This is a genomic window from Streptomyces odontomachi (genome assembly GCF_024435355.1).
GTDB lineage: Bacteria > Actinomycetota > Actinomycetes > Streptomycetales > Streptomycetaceae > Streptomyces > Streptomyces odontomachi.
On the sequence record NZ_JAMJWG010000013.1, the window covers coordinates 92,653 to 112,394 of the forward strand.

The window sequence follows — 19,742 nt, forward strand, 5'->3', positions numbered from 1 at the left end:
TGCTTTTCCGGCCGGGGTGCGCGGCCCGGGGGCGTAAGGTGCCCGGCCGGGCACGTCGGGTAGCGGGGCCGACAGCGACCGACCCGGGGATACGGCACCGGTGATTCCGGTCCGTGTGCCGCCACGGACTAGGGTTTGCACCCATGACGACCAGCAACGCGCACGACGCCGAGCCGATCCCCGGGTCCGGCCCCGACACCGGCCGGGCCCAGCACGAGGAGGACCCGGCGGCGTCCGGTGCCGCCGTCGACCCCGAGGTACGCGCCGAGCTGACCCGGCTGCGGGACAGCATCGACAACATCGACGCCGCCGTCGTCCACATGCTCGCCGAACGCTTCAAGTGCACCCAGCGGGTCGGCCACCTCAAGGCCGCCCACCGGCTGCCGCCGGCCGACCCGGCCCGCGAGTCCCAGCAGATCACCCGGCTGCGCGCGCTCGCCGAGGACGCCAAGCTCGACCCGGCGTTCGCCGAGAAGCTGCTGAACTTCATCATCGCCGAGGTGATCAGGCACCACGAGCGCATCGCGGACACCGCCCAGCCGCAGCAGGACGGCCGATGACCGGAGCCGAGCCGTCCCCCGTGGCCCCGGACGACCCCCGCTTCACCGTCACCCGCGCCACCCTCGACGACTGGGCGCCGGTCAGCGCCTGGGCGGCCGACGAAGGCTGGGACCCGGGTCTTTCGGACCTCGGCCCGTTCTTCGCCCAGGACCCGGACGGCTTCCACCTGGGCCGGCTGGACGGTGAGCCGGTCTCCGCCGTCTCCGTGGTCCGCTACGACGCCGGGTACGCCTTCCTCGGCTTCTACCTGGTCCGTGCCGACCTGCGCGGCCACGGCTACGGCCTCGCCACCTGGCGCACCGCGCTGGCCGGTGCGGCCGGCCGCACCGTCGGCCTGGACGGCGTGGTCTCCCAGCAGCACAACTACCGGAGTTCCGGCTTCGTCCTCGCGCACCGCAACCACCGTTACGTGGGCGTCGCCCCCGGCTACGTCCCGCAGCCCGAGGGCATCGTGCCCGCCGGCTCGCTGCCCGCCGAGGCGGTCGCGGCCTACGACAGCGCCTGCCACCCCGCCGACCGGCCCCGTTTCCTGGCCGCCTGGCTCACAGCGCCGGGGCACCGCGCGCTGGCCCGTGTCGCGGGCGACCGGGTGACGGGGTACGGCGTCATCAGGCCGGCCCGCAGCAGCTACCGGATAGGTCCGCTGTTCGCCGACACCCCCGACGACGCCCGCGCCCTGTTCGACGCGCTGACCGCCGGCACCGGCCGCACCCCGGTCGCCCTCGACGTGCCCGAGTCCAACCCGGCGGCCGTCGCGCTGGCCGAGGAGCGCGGCCTCGTCCCGTCCTTCGAGACCGCCCGGATGTACACCGGACCGGTACGTGCGACGGCCGAGGAGCGCGTCTTCGCCGTCACCACCCTCGAACTGGGCTGACCTGCGCACGCCCGGGCGGCCCTGCGCGTGCACCTGCCCTGCGCCGTCCGGGCACCATCGGGCAGCATGTGCCCCATGTCCGTACTGACGCGCAACGAAGCGCAGACCCGCGCCCAACTCCTCGAAGTCCAGCGGTACACGATCGAGCTCGATCTCACCCGTGGCGAGGAGACCTTCGACTCCCGCACCACCATCCGGTTCACCGTTCGCGCGGAGGGCGCGCAGTCCGCTTCAGACACGTTCGTGGAGGTGAAACCCGCCGAACTGCGCTCCGTCACCCTGGACGGGGAGCCTCTCGACGTGGCCCTGCTCGACGAGAACCGGCTGCCGCTGACCGGCCTGGCCCCGGGGCCGCACGAAGTGTGCGTCGACGCCGCGATGCGCTACTCGCGCACCGGTGAGGGCATGCACCGCTTCACCGACCCCACCGACGGCGAGGTGTACGCGTACACGCAGCTGTTCATGGAGGACGTGCAACGCATCTTCGCGGCCTTCGACCAGCCCGACCTGAAGGCCGTCTTCGAGGTCTCCGTGACCGCCCCCGACGGCTGGACCGTCCTGGCCAACGGGGTCACCCAGCACCTCGGCGACGGCCGTTGGAAGGCGGCGCCCACCCCGCCGATCTCCACCTACCTGGTCGCGGTCGCCGCCGGGCCCTGGCACTCGGTGCGCACCGAGCACGGCGGCCTGCCCTTCGGCCTGCACTGTCGCCGCTCCCTCGCGGTCCACCTCGACACCGACGCCGACGAGCTGTTCGAGATCACCAAGGCCTGCTTCGACCGGTACCACGAGAAGTTCGAGGAGCCCTACCCCTTCGACTCCTACGACCAGGCGTTCGTCCCCGAGTTCAACTACGGGGCGATGGAGAACCCGGGCCTGGTCACCTTCCGCGACGAGTTCGTCTACCGCTCCGCCGTCACCGACACCGAGCGGCAGACCCGGGCCATGGTCATCGCCCACGAGATGGCCCACATGTGGTTCGGCGACCTCGTCACCCTCAAGTGGTGGGACGACATCTGGCTGAACGAGTCCTTCGCCGAGTACATGGGCTACCAGACCCTCGTCGAAGCGACCCGCTTCACCGGCACCTGGGTGGACTTCGGCGTCACCCGCAAGGCCTGGGGCTACGAGGCCGACCAGCGCCCCTCCACCCACCCCGTCGCCCCGGAGGGGATCGACAACACCGCCGACGCCCTGCTCAACTTCGACGGCATCTCCTACGCCAAGGGCGCTTCCGCGCTGCGCCAGCTCGTCACCTGGCTCGGTGAGAAGGACTTCCTCGCCGGCATCAACACCCACTTCGCCCGGCACCGGTTCGCCAACGCCACCCTCCACGACTTCATCGACTCGCTCGCCCACCACACCGACCGCGACATGCACGCCTGGGCCGCGGCCTGGCTGGGCACCACCGGCGTCGACACCTTCACCCCCACCCTGACCGGCACCGACGGCCGCTGGACGCTGGACGTCGGGCACGCGGGGGAGCGTCCGCACCGGCTCTCCATCGGCCTGTACGACCGCTCCGCCGGCGAACGGACCGCACGGGACGAGCCCGCCCGGCTCGTGCTGCGCGACCGCATCGAGCACGACTTCCCCGCCGAGGGCGGCCAGGCCCGCATCACCGGCGACGGCGCGCGCCCCGCCCTCGTCCTCCTCAACGACCAGGACCTCAGCTACGCCAAGGTCCGGCTCGACGCGCAGTCCTGGGACACCGCGGTGGACGCCCTGTCCTCGCTGCCCGACCCGCTGAGCCGTGCGGTCGTCTGGAACGCCGCCCGCGACATGGTCCGCGACGGTGAACTCGCCCCCACCGCCTACCTGGACGCCGCCCGCAGCCACCTGCCGCGCGAGAGCGACCTCGCCATCGTGCAGGGCGTCCTGGCGTTCGCGGCGCGCCAGGTCACCGGCCGCTACCTGGCCGGCGACGCGCGCGCCGCCGGACTGGCCACCCTCACCGAGCTCAGCCGCGATCTGCTCCGGCGCACCGAGGGCGGCGAGAACCCGGGGCTGCGGCTGACCGCGGTACGGCACCTCATCGCCGCCGCGGCGCACCCGGACACCATCAGCGCCTGGTTCGCGGACGGCACCGTCCCCGGCGGGCCCGAGCTGGACCCGGAACTGCGCTGGCAGATCCTCACCCGGCTCGCCGTGCTGGACGCCGTCGACGAGTCGACCATCGCGGACGAGCTGCGGCGCGACCCCAGTGCCACCGGCCAGGAGGGCGCCGCCCGCTGCCGCGCCGCCCTGCCGGACGCCGCGGCCAAGCGCCACGCCTGGGACAGCATGTTCCACGACGACGAGCTGTCCAACTACCTGTTCATCGCCACCGCGGTCGGCTTCTGGCAGGCCGAACAGCAGGAACTGCTCCAGGAGTACGTCGCCCGGTACTTCCCCGACGTGGTCGCCCTCGGTGTCCGGCGCGGGCCCGCCATCGCCGAGGCGGCGGCACGTTCCGCCTTCCCGGTGTACGCCATCGACGCCGAGACCCTCCGCCTCGGCGAGCGGTGCCTCACCGAGTCCGACCCCGTGCCGGCCCTCCGCCGCCATCTCGCCGACCAGCTGGACGACCTGGCGCGGGCGTTGCGGGTCCGGGGGGCCTGAGGTCCCCCGTGCGTGAGGGTGCGTGGGGGAGGGGCGCCGGCCGGTGTGCTACCGGCCGGCCACCCGCACCTCGACCCGGTGCACGGCACCCGTCTCCCGGGGGCCTGCCCGCCGGTTGCCCACCTCGGCAGGCACCGGCGCCGCCGCGCTGAGCGTGCCGCCCAGCGCGGTCACGAACGCCTCGCCCGCCGGCTGGCCCACGGGGACGGTCGCCGTCACCCGTCGGATCCCCTCGTCCGCGGCGCGCTCCAGCAGCAGGCCGGCGAGCCGGGTGCCCAGGCCGGTGCGGCGGGCCTCCGGCGCCACCAGGAACAGGCCCACCGCTGCGGTGTCGGGCCGTGGATGGTGCAGCACCACGTCGACCACGCCGACCACGGCACCGCCGGCCTCGGCGAGCAGGATCCGCTTGCCGTCCGGGTCCGCGCCCTCGGGCAGCGCGTAGAAGAGGCTCTGTAGGTCGCCCGGCCCGGACGGCAGCCCGGTCGCCGCCGTGAACCAGTCCCCGCAGGCCTCGAACAGGGCGAGGACGGCGGGCTCGTCGGCGGGTTCGGCATCGCGCACCACGAGGTGGGGCGGTCGCCCGGCGGGGTCGCGGGGCGCTGCGCCCTGGTGGCCCCCGGCGTCCTCGGCCGCGCCGGCGGCCCTGCCTCCGTGCCCCGTCCCGGTCCTGTCTTCGTGCGTCATCCGAGGGACGGTAGGCCGGTCCCGTGCGGCACGCCACTGTTTGTTACCACACGAGGGCTCGTTCCGCGGAACGATCGTCCCTCTTTCGGGCAGGGTTGTCCCGTTCTGGGCCGGACGGCCGGGGCGGCGGGTCACGCTGGACATCCCGAAACACCCGCACCGAAGGACGCCCTGATGAGCCCCCCGCAGCCCCTTGCCTCGGGCGCCCAAGGCCCCGCGGCCCTCCGCCCGTTGCTCGCCACCGTGCTTGACGCGCTGCACGAAGGCGCCGTCATCCGTGGCGGCCCGCTGCCGGAGGGCGGACCCGAAGCCGTCGCCGCACGGGTGCGCGAGACCGTCGCCGTACCGTTGCCCCGGCACGGCGCCGGAGCCGACGCCGCCCTGCGTGACCTGGTCCGTCTGCTGGCCGAGGGCGCGGCCGACCCCGCGGACCCGCTGTGCGCCGCCCATCTGCACTGCCCACCGCTGGCCGTGGCCGCCGCCGCCGACCTCGCCGCGTCCGTGCTCAACCCCTCCATGGACTCGTGGGACCAGGCCCCGGCCGCCTCCGAACTGGAGGCCCTGCTCACCCGGGCCCTCGCCGCCGAGATCTATCCGGCCCGGCCCGGCGCCGCCACGTCCGGCACGCACCTCGGCGACCCGGTCACCGGCGCCCCCGAGGCCCCCGCACCCGACGCCCTGGTCACCACCGGCGGCACGGAGGCGAACCAGCTGGCGCTGCTGCTGGCGCGGGAGCTGACCGGTCCCGTCCAGCTGGTGTGCGGTGCGAACGCCCATCACTCCCTGCACCGTGCGGCCTGGCTGCTGGGGCTCCCCGCGCCGGTCATCGTGCCGGCGCCCGCCGGAGTCCTCGATCCGGTCGCGTTGGCCGAGGAGCTGCGGGTACGCGGCGGCGGGCACCTGGGCACCACCGGGTACCCCGTGCTGGTGGCCGCCACCGCGGGCACCACGGACGCCGGGCTGGTCGACCCGCTGCCGAGGATCGCGGAGATCTGTGCCGCCGCGGGCGCCCGGCTGCACGTCGACGCCGCCTACGGGGGCGCGCTGCTGTTCAGCGAGCGCCTGCGGCCGTTGCTCGCCGGGCTCGACCGGGCCCACACGGTCACCCTCGACCTGCACAAACTCGGCTGGCAGCCGGTCGCGGCCGGTCTGCTCGCGGTGCGTGCGGCGGGCGACCTCGCCGTGCTCGACCACCGCGCCGACTACCTGAACGCGGACGACGACACCGAAGCCGGCCTGCCCGACCTCCTCGGACGATCCCTCAGGACCACCCGACGCCCCGACATCCTGAAGATCGCCGTCACCGTGCGGGCGCTCGGCCGCAGCGGGCTCGGCGCGCTCACCGAGGCCGTCTGCGACCAGGCCCGCGAGCTGGCCGCGATGGTCGTCGACCACCCCGGCCTGGAACTGCACGGCCCGCCCGTCATCAGCACCGTCCTCTTCCGGCCCGTCGACGCCGACGACCACCAGGTCGCCGCGGTACGGCGCCGGCTGCTCACCGAGGGCCGCGCCGTCATCGGCCGTGCCCGGCTCGGCGGGCGGCTCTGGCTCAAGGCCACCCTGCTCAACCCCCACACCGGCACCGACGACTTCGCCGCCCTGCTGAAACTGGTGGAAGGACCTCACCCACGATGAGCGCGACGACCCCGGCGGCCCACCGTCCCCCCGCGGGCCACCAGCCCCCCGCCTCCCGGGCCCCGGCACCCCGCGGCCCCGGCGCGCCCTTCTCCCGCGCCTCGGCCCCCCGCGCGTCCGCCTCACGCGCCGTCGCGCCAAGCGCCTGTGCCGCCTCCGACGACACCGCCCCCCGGGACCTGGTCGGCGTCGGCATCGGGCCCTTCAACCTCTCGCTGGCCGCCCTCGCCCATCCCCTCAGCGCCCTCGACGCCGCCTTCTACGAGCAGCGGCCCGCCTTCCGCTGGCACCCGGGGCTGCTCATCGACGGCGCCACCCTCCAAGTGCCGTTCCTCGCCGACCTGGTGACGCTCGCCGACCCGGCCAGCCCGTGGTCGTTCCTGGCCTATCTGCGCAGCATCGACCGGCTGTACCCGTTCTACTTCGCCGAGCGGTTCCACATCCGTCGGGCCGAGTACGACGCCTACTGCCGCTGGGTGAGCGAGCGCGTCCCCGGGCTGCACTTCGGCCACCGGGTCGACACCATCGGCTGGGACGCCGAACGTGCTCTGTTCCGCCTGGACCTCACCCGGCTCGGCGGCGCCGGTGCGGCGGGTGCGCGCGGTGCCGTCCACGCCCGGAACGTCGTCCTGGGCATCGGCACCACCCCCGATGTGCCCGCGGCACTGGCACCGCTGCTGACCGGCGACACCGGTGCCCCGGTGCTGCACTCCGCGGACTACCTGGAGCACCGTGCTCGCATCCTCGCCGCCGAGCACATCACCGTCGTCGGCTCCGGCCAGTCCGGCGCCGAGGTCTTCCTCGACCTGCTCCGGCACCGTCCCGCGGGCGCCGAACGGCTGCACTGGCTGGCCCGCACCGAGGCCTTCGCGCCGATGGAGTACTCGAAACTGGGCCTGGAGCAGTTCACGCCCGACTACACCCACTACTTCCACGCGCTGCCCGAGCGCACCCGCGAGGACCTGGTGGCGCGCCAGTGGCAGCTGCACAAGGGCATCGACGCCGACACCATCGCCGCCATCCACGACGAGCTCTACCAGCGCACCCTGCACGGCGGCTGGCCCGACGCGGTCCTCACCCCGGGCGTACGGGTGCACGCCGCCGGGCGCACGGCGCACGACACCGTCGAACTCCACCTGGAGCACACCCAGCAGGGCACCCGCACCCGTCTCACCACCCACGCCGTGGTGCTCGCCACCGGCTACCGCGAGCGCCCCCTGGACGGTCTGCTCGCCCCCCTCACGGCGCTGCTGCGCAGGGACGGCGCCGGGCGCCCGCTCGTGGACGCGCACCACCGCCTCGTGCTCGATCCGACCCGTACGCACCCCGGGTGCCACGTCTACGTGCAGAACGCCGAGCGGCACACGCACGGCGTCGGCGCCCCCGACCTGGGCCTGGCGGCCTGGCGCAGCGCCGGCATCCTCAACGACCTCACCGGCAAGAACCCGTACCCCCAGCCGCCCCGCACCGCCTTCACCACCTTCGGCCTGCCCGCCGAAGGACCCACCCGCCCCTGAAGCGGCTTCCCCCGCCGTGCGCCGTCGGGCCGGCACGGCGGGGGAAGGCAGGGCCGACGCCCCTACCGGCCGGCCGTCTCCGCGTCGTCGAAGACCGGCACACCGTCCCGCGTGAGCTGCCAGTCCAGGGTGAAGAAGTCCGCCGGGTCCAGCGCGCCCTTGGCCTGCACCCAGGCGATCATGGTGTTCCGGATCTCGTCGGAGTTCGCCCACACCTGCTGGGCGTTCGGCACGTGCGGGAAGTTGCCGCCGCCTCCGGCGCGGTAGTTGTTCACCGCGAGGACGAACTGCGTGCCGTCGTCCAGCGGCTTGCCCTGGAACTGGAGGTCCTTGATCCGGGAACCGGTCGGCTGTGCGATGTCGATGGTGTAGGTCAGGCCCGAGACGACGTCGTAGTTGTAGTCCGGGGTGTCCTCCGCGTTCGTCAGCTTCGCCGGGTCCACCGGTGCGTCGGGTGCGGTCTGCACGTAGTACTTCGCCGAGTACTCCAGGTAGGCGCGCACCTGTGCGCCGGTGATCAGCCGGGCCTCCAGCGTGTTGTCGAACGGGTAGAGCCCCGCCGCGTCCTTGATGGTCACGTCCCCGGCCGCGACCTTCGCGGTGCGGGAGAAGCACGACGCCTGCGACAGCACCGGCAGGTCCGCATACTGGCCGCCGGCCAGTGCCGCCCGTACCGTGTCCGTCTGCACCTGGTTGATCAGGTCGATGAGCGGAACGTCCTTGTACGGGCCCTCGGCGGTGTCCATCGCCACCTTCGAGGTGCCGATGACCTGGTTGACGTAGGCGACGACCTTCTGGTGCTCCGCGGCCAGCAGCCCGGTGATCTTCGGGTCCTCGGCCGCCGTGTTCGAGTTGAGGACGCTGGCCCCCACGCGCTCCACGGTCCAACGGCCCCTGGACCACACCAGGTCGAAGTCGAACAGCGTCAGCCGCTGCCCCCACTTCAGCGGTTCGGAGAGCACGACCTGCTGTCCGGTCTGCTCGTTCGTCACCAGCCGCTCGGGGATCTCGACGTGCGCATGGCCCACCAGGACCGCGTCGACCCCCGGCACCTGCTCCGCCACCAGGGTGGCCGCGTTCTCCACGTACGGCAGTTGGTCCCCGTACGACGAGGTGCCGTCCGCGCCCGAGTGCGCGGACACGATCACCACGTCCGCGCCCATCGAACGCAGCTTCGGCACCCAGATGGCGGCCTGCTCGGGCAGCCCGGGGAACGTCATCTTCCCGGAGACGTTCGCCTTGTCCCAGATCGCGATGCCCGGATTGGTGAGCCCCAGGATCCCCACCCGCACCGGCCGTCCGTGCGGGGTGCGCAGTTCCTTGATGACGTACGGCGGAAAGGCCGGCCGCTGCGTCTTCGCGTCCAGCGCATTGGCACCCAGCAGCGGGAACTCGCACTGCTCCTGGAATTTCCGCAGAAGCGGAATGCCGTAGTTGAATTCATGGTTGCCGAGCGCCGCCGCCTGATATCCCATCGTGTTCATCGCCCGCGCCATCGGATGCACCGGGCCGTGCTCGGCGGTGATCGGGTCGACCCGTGCGTAGTAATACGACAGCTGGGTGCCCTGAATGGTGTCACCGGCGTCGATCAAAAGGGTGTTGGCGCGCCCGCGGTCCGCCCGGATCTGCTCGACGAGCGTGGAGATCTTCGCCAGGCCCACGTCATTGTGGGCGGCGTCGTCGAATTCCCGGTCGGTGAAATAGTCCCAGTTGTAGACGTTGCCGTGCAGGTCCGTGGTGCCCATGACGGTGAACGAGTACCGCTTGGCCGGCCGGGCGCCGCCGGGTCCGCCGGCCGGCTCCTCGGCGACGGCGGGTGTGGTGGCGGCGCCCGCCAGGGCGACCGCGGCTCCCGTCGCGGCGGACCGGCCCAGGAACGTCCTTCGGTCGAGCGGCATCTCGTCTCCTCGTGGTGGCAGGGCGCGTGGCATGTGCATGCGCCAACGCGCGTAGATTCTGCCGCGCATGGCACGTACGGGACCAGCCCTGCGCGCTCCCCACCGCCGACCCGGCCTGCCCTGGGGGCGGATGGCGCCCCGCGGGACCGCCTTCCGCCGGGCGGTCTCGAACGGGGCCCGAGCGGTTCGCGGTATTCCCACGAACTCTTAAGGAAACTGCAAAGTAGCAGGTCGGATAGCGTTTGTGGATCGGTGGACCGCAGAGTCGTCGCCTCTCGGACACCTCGCGTTCGCCTGGTCCCCCTGGGATGGCGACCGGGGGAGGCGAACGAGCCGGTTGCACCGGTCGCCCTGGCGGCGGCGGACCACGGTGGCGTCCGGCAGGCAACAGCGACAGAAGAGGTGTCGACGTGCACAAGCAGCGGATGTCCTCCCTCGGCAAGGGACTCAAGCGCCGCGGCAGACTGATGGCCCAGGCGGTGCGCCCGCCCCGCCGGCCCGCCCCGTGCGCCGCGGACCGCCGCGTACACCCGGACGCCGACGGCCATCACCCCGTCACCGGCTATGTCGCGCCGCGCGCCCCCCGGCTCGTCGAGTCGCCCGTCTTCGTGCTGTCCTGCGTGCGTTCCGGGTCCACCCTGCTGCGCGTGGTGCTGAACAGCCACAGCCGGATCCGCGCACCGCACGAGATGCACCTGCGCACCCTGCACGTCCACCTCTCGCGCGGCTTCACCGCCGAGGCCATGCGGGAACTGGCCCTGGACAAGGAGGAGCTGGAGCATGTGCTGTGGGACCGGCTGCTCCACCTGGAGCTGACCCGCAGCGGCAAGGAACTCATCGTCGACAAGACTCCGCCGAACACCCTGATCTGGCCCCGGCTGCACCGATGTTGGCCGCACGCCCGCTACATCGTCCTGCTGCGCCACCCCGGCGCCGTCGTCACCTCCCTGACCCACCGCCGCGCCGACCCCGACCCGGCCGGGATCCGCGCCGAGGTGCTGGAGTACAGCGAGAAGCTGGAGGAGGCACGCCGGGCCCTCGACGCCCATGTGGTCAGGTACGAGGACCTGACAGCGGAGCCCGCTCGGACCACCCGCGACCTGTGCGACTACCTCGGCGTCCCCTGGGAGCCCGGCATGCTCGACTACGGCAGCACGGACCACGGCGCCTTCCGGCCGCAGCTGGGCGACTGGAGCGACGACATCAAGTCCGGCCGGATCCACTCCGCACGCGGCGCCGATCCCGGGGTGCGGCTGCCCGTCCGGCTGACCGAGCTCGCCGAAGCCTGGGGGTACCGCACGGCCTGACGCGCGCGGCAAGGGGGAGCGAGTGCGCGCCTACCACGGTCCGAGCGGCCCGCGGCCTTCGGCTACGGGCGTCCGCGGGCACCCGGTGCGGCCCGCGGCGGAGCTCCCGGGGATTTCTCGCTCATCAGAGCAACGGGGCGCACAATTCAACACTTGTCAATAACCTTTCATGCAAAGGTTGTTGGGTAGTCATGTGCGGCCAATTCTTTACCCACCGGTAGCCCCTAGGCTCGACGCATGCGCCGAGCAAAGATCGTCTGCACTCTGGGACCCGCAACAGACTCGTACGAGCAGATCAAGGCACTCGTCGAAGCTGGAATGGACGTGGCCCGCCTTAATCTCAGCCACGGCAGCTATGCCGAACACGAGGAGCGCTACCAGCGCGTACGCAAGGCCGCCGAGGAGACCGGCCGCAGCATAGGGCTCCTCGCCGATCTTCAGGGCCCGAAGATCAGGCTCGGTCGTTTCCTCGAAGGTCCTGTACTCCTTGAACGCGGCGACAGCTTCACCATCACGGTGGAGCGGGACGCCGAGGGCGACCGGCAGTGCTGCGGCACCACCTACGAGGGCCTGGCGGCCGACGTCACCGCAGGTGAGCGCATTCTCGTCGACGACGGCAAGGTCACCCTCGAGGTGACCGACGTGGACGGCCCGCGGGTGCGCACGGTGGTGATCGAAGGCGGCATGGTCTCCGACCACAAGGGCCTGAACCTTCCGGGCGTGGCGGTGTCCGTCCCCGCGCTCTCCGAGAAGGACCAGGACGACCTGCGCTGGGCGCTGCGCACGGGTGCCGACGTCATCGCCCTGTCCTTCGTACGCAGCGGCCGCGACATCGACGACGTGCACCGCATCATGGACGAGGAGGGGCGCCGCGTCCCCGTCATCGCCAAGGTGGAGAAGCCGCAGGCGGTCGAGAACATCGAGGAGATCGTCGCGGCGTTCGACGGCATCATGGTGGCCCGCGGCGACCTGGGCGTGGAGATGCCGTTGGAGCAGGTCCCGATGGTCCAGAAGCGGGCCGTCGCCCTGGCCAAGCGGAACGCCAAGCCGGTGATCGTCGCCACCCAGATGCTGGACTCGATGATCGACAATTCCCGGCCCACCCGCGCCGAGGCCTCCGACGTGGCCAACGCGGTGATCGACGGAACCGACGCGGTGATGCTCTCCGGGGAGACCAGCGTCGGCAAGTATCCGGTCGAGACGGTCCGCACGATGTCCAAGATCGTCACCGCGGCGGAGGAGGACATCCTCGCCAAGGGCCTGCCCCCGATCAACGAGCGCACCAAGCCCCGTACGCAGGGCGGCGCCGTCGCGCGGGCCGCGGCCGACATGGGTGACTTCCTCGGCGCGAAGTTCCTGGTGGCCTTCACGCAGTCCGGCGACACCGTCCGGCGGCTGTCCCGCTACCGCTCGCCGATCCCGCTGCTCGCCTTCACACCGGACCCGGCGACCCGCGCCCAGCTCAATCTGACGTGGGGCGTGGAGACCTTCCTCGGACCGCACGTGGACTCCACCGACGCGATGGTGCGGCAGGTCGACGAGGAGCTGCTGAAGATCGGACGGTGCGCCAAGGGCGACATCGTGATCATCACGGCCGGCTCCCCGCCCGGCGTGCCCGGTTCGACCAACCTGGTGCGGGTCCACCACATCGGGGAGGACGACTCTCCGCGCTAGCACGACGACGGCCGCTGGCGGGGCGTGGTGCCCGGCAGCGGCCGTGGTGTGAGGCCTGCGCGACAGTGCGTCGTGGAAAGTAAGGGGAAGTGCCCCAGGTGGGATTCGAACCCACACTGTCCGCTGTTTGAGAGCGGCCTCTCTAACCAATTGGAGTACTGGGGCCTTGGAAAGGAAGGGCGTGGCCACCCCCCTCGGCCCACTACCCTACCGCAGCTCGGTAGGCTCTTACGAGCAGGAACCTGCCCCGCACCGAGGAGCCCACGTGACCGCCCCCGAGTCCCCTCAGCCCGACGCTGCCGACGACAAGGCGCATGTCCCTCCGCAGACGACCCGGGTCGTCATCGCGGAGGACGAGGCGCTGATCCGTCTCGACCTCAAGGAGATGCTGGAGGAAGAGGGCTACACCGTCGTCGGCGAGGCGGGGGACGGTGAGCAGGCCGTCGATCTGGCCCGCGAGCACCGGCCCGACCTGGTGATCCTCGATGTGAAGATGCCCAGGCTGGACGGCATCTCGGCGGCCGAGAAGATCGCCGAGGAGTCCATCGCCCCCGTGCTGATGCTTACCGCGTTCTCCCAGCGTGACCTGGTCGAGCGGGCCCGTGACGCGGGCGCCATGGCGTACCTGGTCAAGCCGTTCAGCAAGAGCGACGTGGTGCCCGCCATCGAGATGGCAGTCTCGCGCTTCACCGAGCTGAAGGCGCTGGAGAAGGAGGTCGCCGACCTCACCCAGCGCCTGGAGACCCGGAAGCTGGTGGACCGCGCCAAGTCGATCCTCCAGACCGAGTACGGCCTGTCGGAGCCCGCGGCCTTCCGCTGGATCCAGAAGACGTCGATGGACCGCCGCATGTCGATGCAACAGGTGGCCGAGGCGGTCATCGAGGACTCGGCCGAGAAGAAGGCCAAGGGCCAGGGGCAGTAGAGCCCCTGGCCGAGCCGGCACCTTGGCGGGCAACGGTAAGTACGTCGCACGTAAGGGGCGCGGGGAACGGCGCGAGCAACCACCTACTGGCCGGTGGTCGGGGTGCGACGGGAACTGCCCCTTCGGGCCGATGGCGACCGGCAAGGTCGCGTCGTGGCCGATCGCGCCCGCGCGGCGGAGCCGCACATTGACACAGCCCCGCGCCCCTGGGTGGGCGCCCCCTGGAAGGGGCGCACCCCGACATGACTCGGCGACGCTAGTCCTCGCCGAGGTACGCCTTGCGTACCGATTCGTCGTGGAGCAGGTCGTCCCCGGTGCCGGAGAGGACGATCTTGCCGACCTCCATGACATGACCGTGATCCGCGAGCCTGAGCGCCGCCTGGGCGTTCTGCTCGACGAGCAGGATGGTCATGCCCTGACCCTTCAGCTCGGCGATGGTCGACATGATCTTCTGCATCATGATCGGCGAGAGGCCCATGGAGGGCTCGTCGAGCATGAGCAGCTTGGGCCGGGACATCAGCGCCCGCGCCATCGCGAGCATCTGCTGCTCACCGCCGGACAGGGTGCCCGAGGTCTGCTTCCGGCGCTCACCGAGGATCGGGAACAGCTCGTAGTACCGCTGTATGTCCTTGTCGATGCCCTCCCTGTCGGTGCGCAGATACGCACCGAGCCGGAGGTTGTCCTCGATGGTCATCCGGGGGAAGAGGTGCCGACCCTCGGGGGAGTGGGCCAGGCCCAGGGCCACGATCCGGTCGGCCCGGTAGCCACGCAGCACCTTGCCGTTGAACCTGATGTGCCCGCTCACCGGCTTGAGCAGGCCGGACAGGGTGCGCAGGGTGGTCGTCTTCCCGGCGCCGTTGGTGCCGATGAGGGTCACGACGGAGCCGGCCTCGACACTGAAGGAGATGCCCTTGACGGCCTCGATCTTGCCGTAGGCGACTCGGAGGTCCTCGACCTCGAGGAGTGCGGTCATCGGTCGTTCTCCTTGGCTGTGTGCCCGACCTCGGCGCTGGTGATCACACCGGTCTCGGCGTCGTCCGCGGCGTCGGCGTCGTCACCGGGAGCGCCGTCGAAGGGTTCGCCGAGATAGGCGGCGATGACGCGGTCGTCCCCCTGGACGGTGGCGCTGTCGCCTTCCACGAGCTTCTCGCCCTGCACGAGCACCGCGACCCGGTCGCAGAGATTGAAGATGAAGCGCATGTCGTGCTCGATGACGAGCACCGCGATGCCCCGGTCCCGGATCGCGAAGACCAGTTCCTCGGTGGCCCTGGTCTCCTGCGGGTTCATGCCGGCGGTCGGCTCGTCGAGCAGCAGCAGCCCCGGCTCGCTGGCCAGTGCGCGGGCGATCTCCAGCTTGCGCTGCTCGCCGTAGGGCAGGTTGCGGGCGAGGTGCTCCGCCTTGTCGTGCAGGCCGACGAAGGTCAGCAGTTCCAGCGCCCGGGCGCGGCTGCGCGCCTCGGCCTTGTGGAAGCCGGGGCCGCGCAGCAATGCCGACCAGAGCCCTTCCTTCGTCCGGGTGTGCCGGCCGACCAGGACGTTCTCCAGCGCCGTCATGTTGCCGAAGAGCCGGATGTTCTGGAACGTCCGGGCGATGCCGGTCGCGGTCACCTTGTACGGCTTGGACGGCAGCACGCTGCCCTTGAAGCGGACCTCGCCCTCGGTCGGCGTGTACAGGCCGGTCAGACAGTTGAAGAAGGTGGTCTTGCCGGCGCCGTTGGGTCCGATCAGACCGACGATCTCGCCGCTGCCGACGGTCAGGTCGACCGAGCGGACCGCGGTGAGCCCGCCGAACCGCATGGTGACGCCGCGTGCGTCGAGCACGGTCCGCGCGGCCGGGGCGGCCGTGGAGTGGGCCTCGGGGATGGTGGTGTCGGTGGTCATGGCTCAGGCCCCTGCCTTGCTGAGGACTGCGGGCGTCTCGGCGAGCGGCGGCATCTCCGCCTCGTGGAACTCCAGCTGACGGCGCCGGTTGGGAATCAGGCCCTCGGGCCGGGTGCGCATCAGGATGACCAGGGCGAGACCGAAGGCGAAGAGCTGGTAGTCGCCGAGGAACTGGAGCTTGTTCGGGATCAGGTAGAGCAGCGCGGCGCCGACCAGCGGGCCGCTGATGGTGCCCATGCCCCCGAGCACGACGGCGGCCAGCAGGAACGCCGAGTTGGGCGGCACGGAGTTGGCGAACTGGTACTGCTCGGGCGTCACCGTGTACGTCACGTGCGCCTGGACGGTGCCGGCCAGGCCGGCGAGCGTGGCGCCGAGCGCGAAGGCGACCAGCTTGACCCGGAACCCGTTGATCCCCATGGCCAGCGCCGCCGTCTCGTCCTCACGGATGGCGATCCAGGCGCGCCCGATCCGGGAGTCCCCGCTGCGCCGGAAGACGAGCACCACGACGAGCGTGATGAGCAGCATCAGCAGCATGTAGTTGGCGAACCGGCCGATGGTGAAACCGACGATGTCGTGGGTGACGCCGAAGTCGAACCCGAAGATCTTCAGGTCCGGGATGGAGGGGATGCCGTTGGAGCCGTTGGTGATGTCGGGACCCGAGGTGCCGTCCAGGTTGTTGGCGGTGATCCGGAAGATCTCACCGAAGCCGAGGGTCACGATCGCCAGGTAGTCGCCGCGCAGCCGTAGCGTCGGCGCACCGATGAGCACCCCGAACACCAGCGAGGCGGCGCCGCCCACCAGCAGCGCCCCCCAGAACGGCAGATGCACGTGGAAGGGCGAGTACGGGGAGCCGGACACCATGGAGGCGGCGTAGGCGCCGACCCCGAGGAAGGCCACGTAACCGAGGTCGAGCAGGCCGGCGAGGCCGACGACGGTGTTCAGGCCGAGCGCGACCGTGGCGAAGATCAGGATGTACACGCCGAGGGTGGCGTACTGGTCGTTGCTCTGTGTGAAGGGGAAGAGCGCCGCGGCGACGAAGGCGCCGACCAGGGTGACGTTGCGGTGCCGCCCGGTGATCGTGGACACGTGCGAGATCAGCCCGGACTTGTTCACGGCAGCGAAGCCGAAGCCGGCGGTGAGCAGGAACCCGACGAACGCCTCGTCGTACTCCGTGCCGATGCCGTAGGTGAAGACGCCGAGGCCGACCACCATCGCCGCGACGATGACGAGGATCTCGGCGACCGCCGGGAGCGAGCGCAGCGGGCGCGCGGCCGGGGCGGCGAAGGAGGCGCGGAAGGTCTCCCAGGACTGCCGGACCTGGTGCCGGAAGCGTTCCCAGGCGGTTGCCTCCGGGTCCGCGGGATGCCGCTCGGGTGGCTGGAAGGGCAGTGCCATGGCGCCGAGCAGGGTGGCCAGCGAGACGACGGCCACGACCCAGCCGCCGGGCTCCAGGTTCGCCAGGCCGCCCAGCTCGACGGCGATGGCCAGAACCGTGTACCAGGCGGTGGTGAAGGCGCCCAGCGCGGCGAGCCGGAGACCGGGGTCGGCCGACGCGGGGGCCAGGAAGCGCAGCGGCTTCACGCCGTACGAGGCCAGCCCCAGCAGCGTCGTCAGGGCGCCGGCGACCAGCACCAGCCATTGCAGGCCGCCCGGGTAGGCGTAGACGGTCAGATCGCCCGGGAAGGCGGCGGTCCAGGTCCAGGACAGGAAGCAGGACAGCACCGTCAGGAAGCCGCCCGCGGTGGCCGTGGCCCGAGCCGCCTTCTCGGGCAGGGGTATCAGTCGGTGCCCGGCGGGCGCGGTGCCGGCGCCCTTGCTGCGGTCCTTCGCGGGGGTGCTCTGTGTCGGCTGTGTGGTCATCGTGATCTCACGCCCTGTCCGCGACGCGCTCGCCGAAGAGACCCTGCGGCCTGACGAGGAGTACGACGATGAGGAGTACGAAGGCCCAGACGTCGGCCCAGGTCTGGCCGCCGAGTTGCTCCATGCCGGGCACGTTGGAGATGTAGGCGGTGGTGAGGGTCTCGGCGACGCCGAGGACCAGACCGCCCACCATGGCTCCGTAGATGTTGCCGATGCCACCGAGGACGGCCGCCGTGAAGGCCTTCAGGCCCATCAGGAAGCCCATCCGGTAGTTGATCTGGCCGTACTTCAGACCCCAGGCGACGGCGGCGATGCCGGCGAACGCGGCACCGAGGGCGAAGGCCACCACGATGACCCGGTCGGTGTTGATGCCCATCAGCTTGGCGGTGTCGGGGTCCTGCGCGGTGGCCTGCATGCCGCGCCCGATCCGGGTGCGCATCACGAACCAGCCGAGGAACGCCACGCACAGGACGGAGGCGACGATCAGGAAGACGTCACCGGTCTGGATGTCGGCGCCGAGGATGTGGAACGGCCCGCCGGCGATCTGCGGGAAGGTCCGTGACGACTTGGCGCCCGGGTACCACGCCCAGACGGCCTGCTGGAGGGCGAGCGAGAGGCCGATCGCCGTGATCAGCGGTGCCAGTCGCGGTGCGCCGCGCAGCGGCCGGTAGGCGAAGCGTTCCGCACCGATGCCGATCAGTCCGGCGATGACGATCGCACCGATGATCATCAGGGGTAGGGCGACCCACATGCTGGTGCCGGACGGTAGCCACAGCCACACGGTCAGGGCGCCGAAGCCGCCGGTCATGAAGATCTCACCATGGGCGAAATTGATGAGCTGGACGATGCCGTAGACCATCGTGTAACCGATGGCGATCAGGCCGTACATGGCTCCCAGGAGCAGGCCGTTGACCAGCTGTTGCGGCAGTTCGTGCACCGCGGTCCCTCCGACTTTTCGGGGTGCCGGGCACCGTGGCCCGGGGTGACGCCGCGCGGGCGCCATGGTGGGCGTCCCGCGCGGCCGGTGGGTTGTGGGTGTTGCTCGGGGGCTTGTCAGCCCTTGAACACGCCCGAGTGCACGGCGACGAGCTTGCCCTTCTGCACCTCGTACACGGTGATCTGCTTGTTGGTGGTGTCACCGAACTCGTCGAAGGCGACATCGCCGGTGACGCCCTTGAACGACACGTCCTGCGCGGCCTTCGCGATCTTGGCGCGGGCGTCGTCGGGCAGCTTGCCGTCGTTCTCCTCGACGACCTTCTTCACGGCCTCGATGACCGTCCAGGTGGCGTCGTACGAGTAACCGCCGTAGGTCTCGTACGGGTCCTTGTAGCCGGCCTTCTTGTAGTTGCTGATGAACTCCTTGGCCGAGTCCAGCTGCTCGACGGGCAGGCCGACCAGGGTGGCGAAGTCGCCGTTGTTGTTGCCGCCCGCGAGCTTGATGAACTCGGGGGACTCCAGGGCGTCGCCGCCCGCCAGCGGGGCCTTCACGCCGGCCGCCTTGAGCTGCTTGCTCAGCGGACCGCCGGCCGGGTACTCGCCGCCGTAGTAGACCAGGTCGGGCTTGGCGCTCTTGATCTTGGTGACCACCGCCGAGAAGTCCCTGGCCTCGGGGTTCACGTGGTCGGTGCCGACCACCTTGCCCCCGAGCTTGGTGAACTCCTGCTTGAAGGTGCCCGCGAGACCGGCGCCGTAGGTCTTCTTGTCGTCGACGACGAAGACCGACTTCAGCTTCCTGGTCTTGTAGTAGTAGTCCGCGGCGAACGGGCCCTGGACCGCGTCGGTGGTGCAGGTGCGGAAGTACGTGGAGTACGTGCGCTTCTTCTCGCCCTTGCTCCAGTTCTGTCCCTGGGACAGGGAGGGGTTGGTGTTGGCGGGCGAGACCTGCAGCATGTTGGCGGTCGAGTAGACCTTCTGCATCGACTCGGCGACGTTCGAGTTCAGCGGGCCGACGGCGGCGAGCACCTTCGAGTCGCCGGTCATCTTGGTGGCGTTGGTCTGGCCCGAGGAGGCCTGGGCCTGGTCGTCCAGCGGCTCGATCTTGAACGTGACGCCGTCGACGTACTTCTTGGCGTTGGCCTGCTTGGCGGCGAGGTCCGCGGAGTTGCGGATGCCGATGCCGACCGCGGAGAGGTCGCCGGTCAGCGGGGTGTCGACGCCGATGACGACCGTGGTGGTGTCGCCGCCGCCTCCCGACGTGTTCTTGTCGTCGCGCGAGCCACAGGCGGTGAGGGTGAGTGCCCCCGCGGTGAGAGCTGCGGTGATGGCTATGAGCGAACGTTGGCGCACGATCAGTCCTTTCGGGGACAGCCGTCCCTTCCTGGGAGGCCG

15 protein-coding genes and 1 tRNA gene are annotated in these 19,742 nt (G+C 71.2%); 8 read left to right on the forward strand and 8 right to left on the reverse strand.

Going from position 1 to position 19,742, the window contains the following annotated elements:
• Positions 1 to 143 precede the first annotated feature (143 nt).
• The 3 genes from NQO67_RS25175 (at position 144) to pepN (ending at position 4,036) form a co-directional block, all read left to right on the forward strand.
• The gene (locus tag NQO67_RS25175; protein WP_255952520.1) at positions 144 to 560 is read left to right on the forward strand and encodes a chorismate mutase; all 417 of its coding nucleotides are present in this window, start codon (positions 144 to 146) and stop codon (positions 558 to 560) included.
• On the forward strand, positions 557 to 1,435 hold the full coding sequence (locus NQO67_RS25180) for a GNAT family N-acetyltransferase (protein ID WP_255952521.1): 879 nt from the start codon (positions 557 to 559) through the stop codon (positions 1,433 to 1,435). The genes NQO67_RS25175 and NQO67_RS25180 overlap by 4 nt, the downstream gene beginning before the upstream one ends.
• Positions 1,436 to 1,501: 66 nt before the next feature.
• Positions 1,502 to 4,036 carry an aminopeptidase N gene (gene pepN, locus NQO67_RS25185; RefSeq protein ID WP_255952522.1) on the forward strand — a complete coding sequence of 845 codons (2,535 nt, stop codon included), beginning with the start codon at positions 1,502 to 1,504 and terminating at the stop codon, positions 4,034 to 4,036.
• Positions 4,037 to 4,084: 48 nt separating this feature from the next.
• Here pepN and NQO67_RS25190 read toward each other — a convergent pair whose 3' ends face one another.
• Positions 4,085 to 4,720: a GNAT family N-acetyltransferase gene (locus tag NQO67_RS25190; protein WP_255952523.1), complete on the reverse strand. Its 636-nt coding sequence runs from the start codon at positions 4,718 to 4,720 to the stop codon at positions 4,085 to 4,087.
• 174 nt (positions 4,721 to 4,894) lie between these two features.
• Here NQO67_RS25190 and NQO67_RS25195 point away from each other — a divergent pair, with 174 nt between their 5' ends.
• Together NQO67_RS25195 and NQO67_RS25200 are read left to right on the forward strand one after the other, a co-directional pair.
• Positions 4,895 to 6,355, forward strand: coding sequence for a pyridoxal phosphate-dependent decarboxylase family protein (locus NQO67_RS25195; protein ID WP_255952524.1), 1,461 nt, complete (start codon positions 4,895 to 4,897; stop codon positions 6,353 to 6,355).
• Entirely contained in the window at positions 6,352 to 7,872 is a 1,521-nt protein-coding gene (locus NQO67_RS25200) for a lysine N(6)-hydroxylase/L-ornithine N(5)-oxygenase family protein (protein WP_255952526.1), read from the forward strand. The genes NQO67_RS25195 and NQO67_RS25200 overlap by 4 nt, the downstream gene beginning before the upstream one ends.
• Positions 7,873 to 7,934: 62 nt before the next feature.
• Here NQO67_RS25200 and NQO67_RS25205 read toward each other — a convergent pair whose 3' ends face one another.
• Complete coding sequence (locus NQO67_RS25205; RefSeq protein ID WP_255952527.1) at positions 7,935 to 9,770, reverse strand: bifunctional metallophosphatase/5'-nucleotidase; 1,836 nt, start codon at positions 9,768 to 9,770, stop codon at positions 7,935 to 7,937.
• A gap of 425 nt (positions 9,771 to 10,195) precedes the next feature.
• Between NQO67_RS25205 and NQO67_RS25210 the strand changes: the two genes are divergently transcribed.
• Together NQO67_RS25210 and pyk are read left to right on the forward strand one after the other, a co-directional pair.
• Positions 10,196 to 11,077, forward strand: a complete 882-nt coding sequence (locus NQO67_RS25210) for a sulfotransferase family protein (protein ID WP_374119105.1) — start codon at positions 10,196 to 10,198, stop codon at positions 11,075 to 11,077.
• 237 nt (positions 11,078 to 11,314) lie between these two features.
• Positions 11,315 to 12,751: a pyruvate kinase gene (pyk, locus tag NQO67_RS25215; protein ID WP_255952529.1), complete on the forward strand. Its 1,437-nt coding sequence runs from the start codon at positions 11,315 to 11,317 to the stop codon at positions 12,749 to 12,751.
• A 90-nt stretch (positions 12,752 to 12,841) separates the two neighbouring features.
• On the opposite strand, the gene NQO67_RS25220 is transcribed toward pyk, so the two are convergent.
• Positions 12,842 to 12,916, reverse strand: a tRNA-Leu gene (locus NQO67_RS25220).
• 100 nt (positions 12,917 to 13,016) lie between these two features.
• Here NQO67_RS25220 and NQO67_RS25225 point away from each other — a divergent pair.
• Complete coding sequence (locus NQO67_RS25225) at positions 13,017 to 13,673, forward strand: ANTAR domain-containing response regulator (RefSeq protein WP_255952530.1); 657 nt, start codon at positions 13,017 to 13,019, stop codon at positions 13,671 to 13,673.
• Between the two features lie 256 nt (positions 13,674 to 13,929).
• Here the strand turns inward: NQO67_RS25225 and NQO67_RS25230 are convergent, their stop codons facing one another.
• From NQO67_RS25230 to NQO67_RS25250, 5 genes are all read right to left on the reverse strand, one after another.
• The gene (locus tag NQO67_RS25230) at positions 13,930 to 14,646 is read right to left on the reverse strand and encodes an ABC transporter ATP-binding protein (RefSeq protein ID WP_255952531.1); all 717 of its coding nucleotides are present in this window, start codon (positions 14,644 to 14,646) and stop codon (positions 13,930 to 13,932) included.
• Entirely contained in the window at positions 14,643 to 15,554 is a 912-nt protein-coding gene (locus NQO67_RS25235; protein WP_255952532.1) for an ABC transporter ATP-binding protein, read from the reverse strand. Before NQO67_RS25235 ends, NQO67_RS25230 begins: the two co-directional genes overlap by 4 nt.
• A 3-nt stretch (positions 15,555 to 15,557) precedes the next feature.
• On the reverse strand, positions 15,558 to 17,414 hold the full coding sequence (locus NQO67_RS25240; RefSeq protein WP_255952533.1) for a branched-chain amino acid ABC transporter permease: 1,857 nt from the start codon (positions 17,412 to 17,414) through the stop codon (positions 15,558 to 15,560).
• 7 nt (positions 17,415 to 17,421) lie between these two features.
• Entirely contained in the window at positions 17,422 to 18,351 is a 930-nt protein-coding gene (locus NQO67_RS25245) for a branched-chain amino acid ABC transporter permease (RefSeq protein WP_255952534.1), read from the reverse strand.
• Between the two features lie 116 nt (positions 18,352 to 18,467).
• The gene (locus NQO67_RS25250; RefSeq protein ID WP_255952535.1) at positions 18,468 to 19,700 is read right to left on the reverse strand and encodes a branched-chain amino acid ABC transporter substrate-binding protein; all 1,233 of its coding nucleotides are present in this window, start codon (positions 19,698 to 19,700) and stop codon (positions 18,468 to 18,470) included.
• Between the last annotated feature and the right edge of the window lie 42 nt (positions 19,701 to 19,742).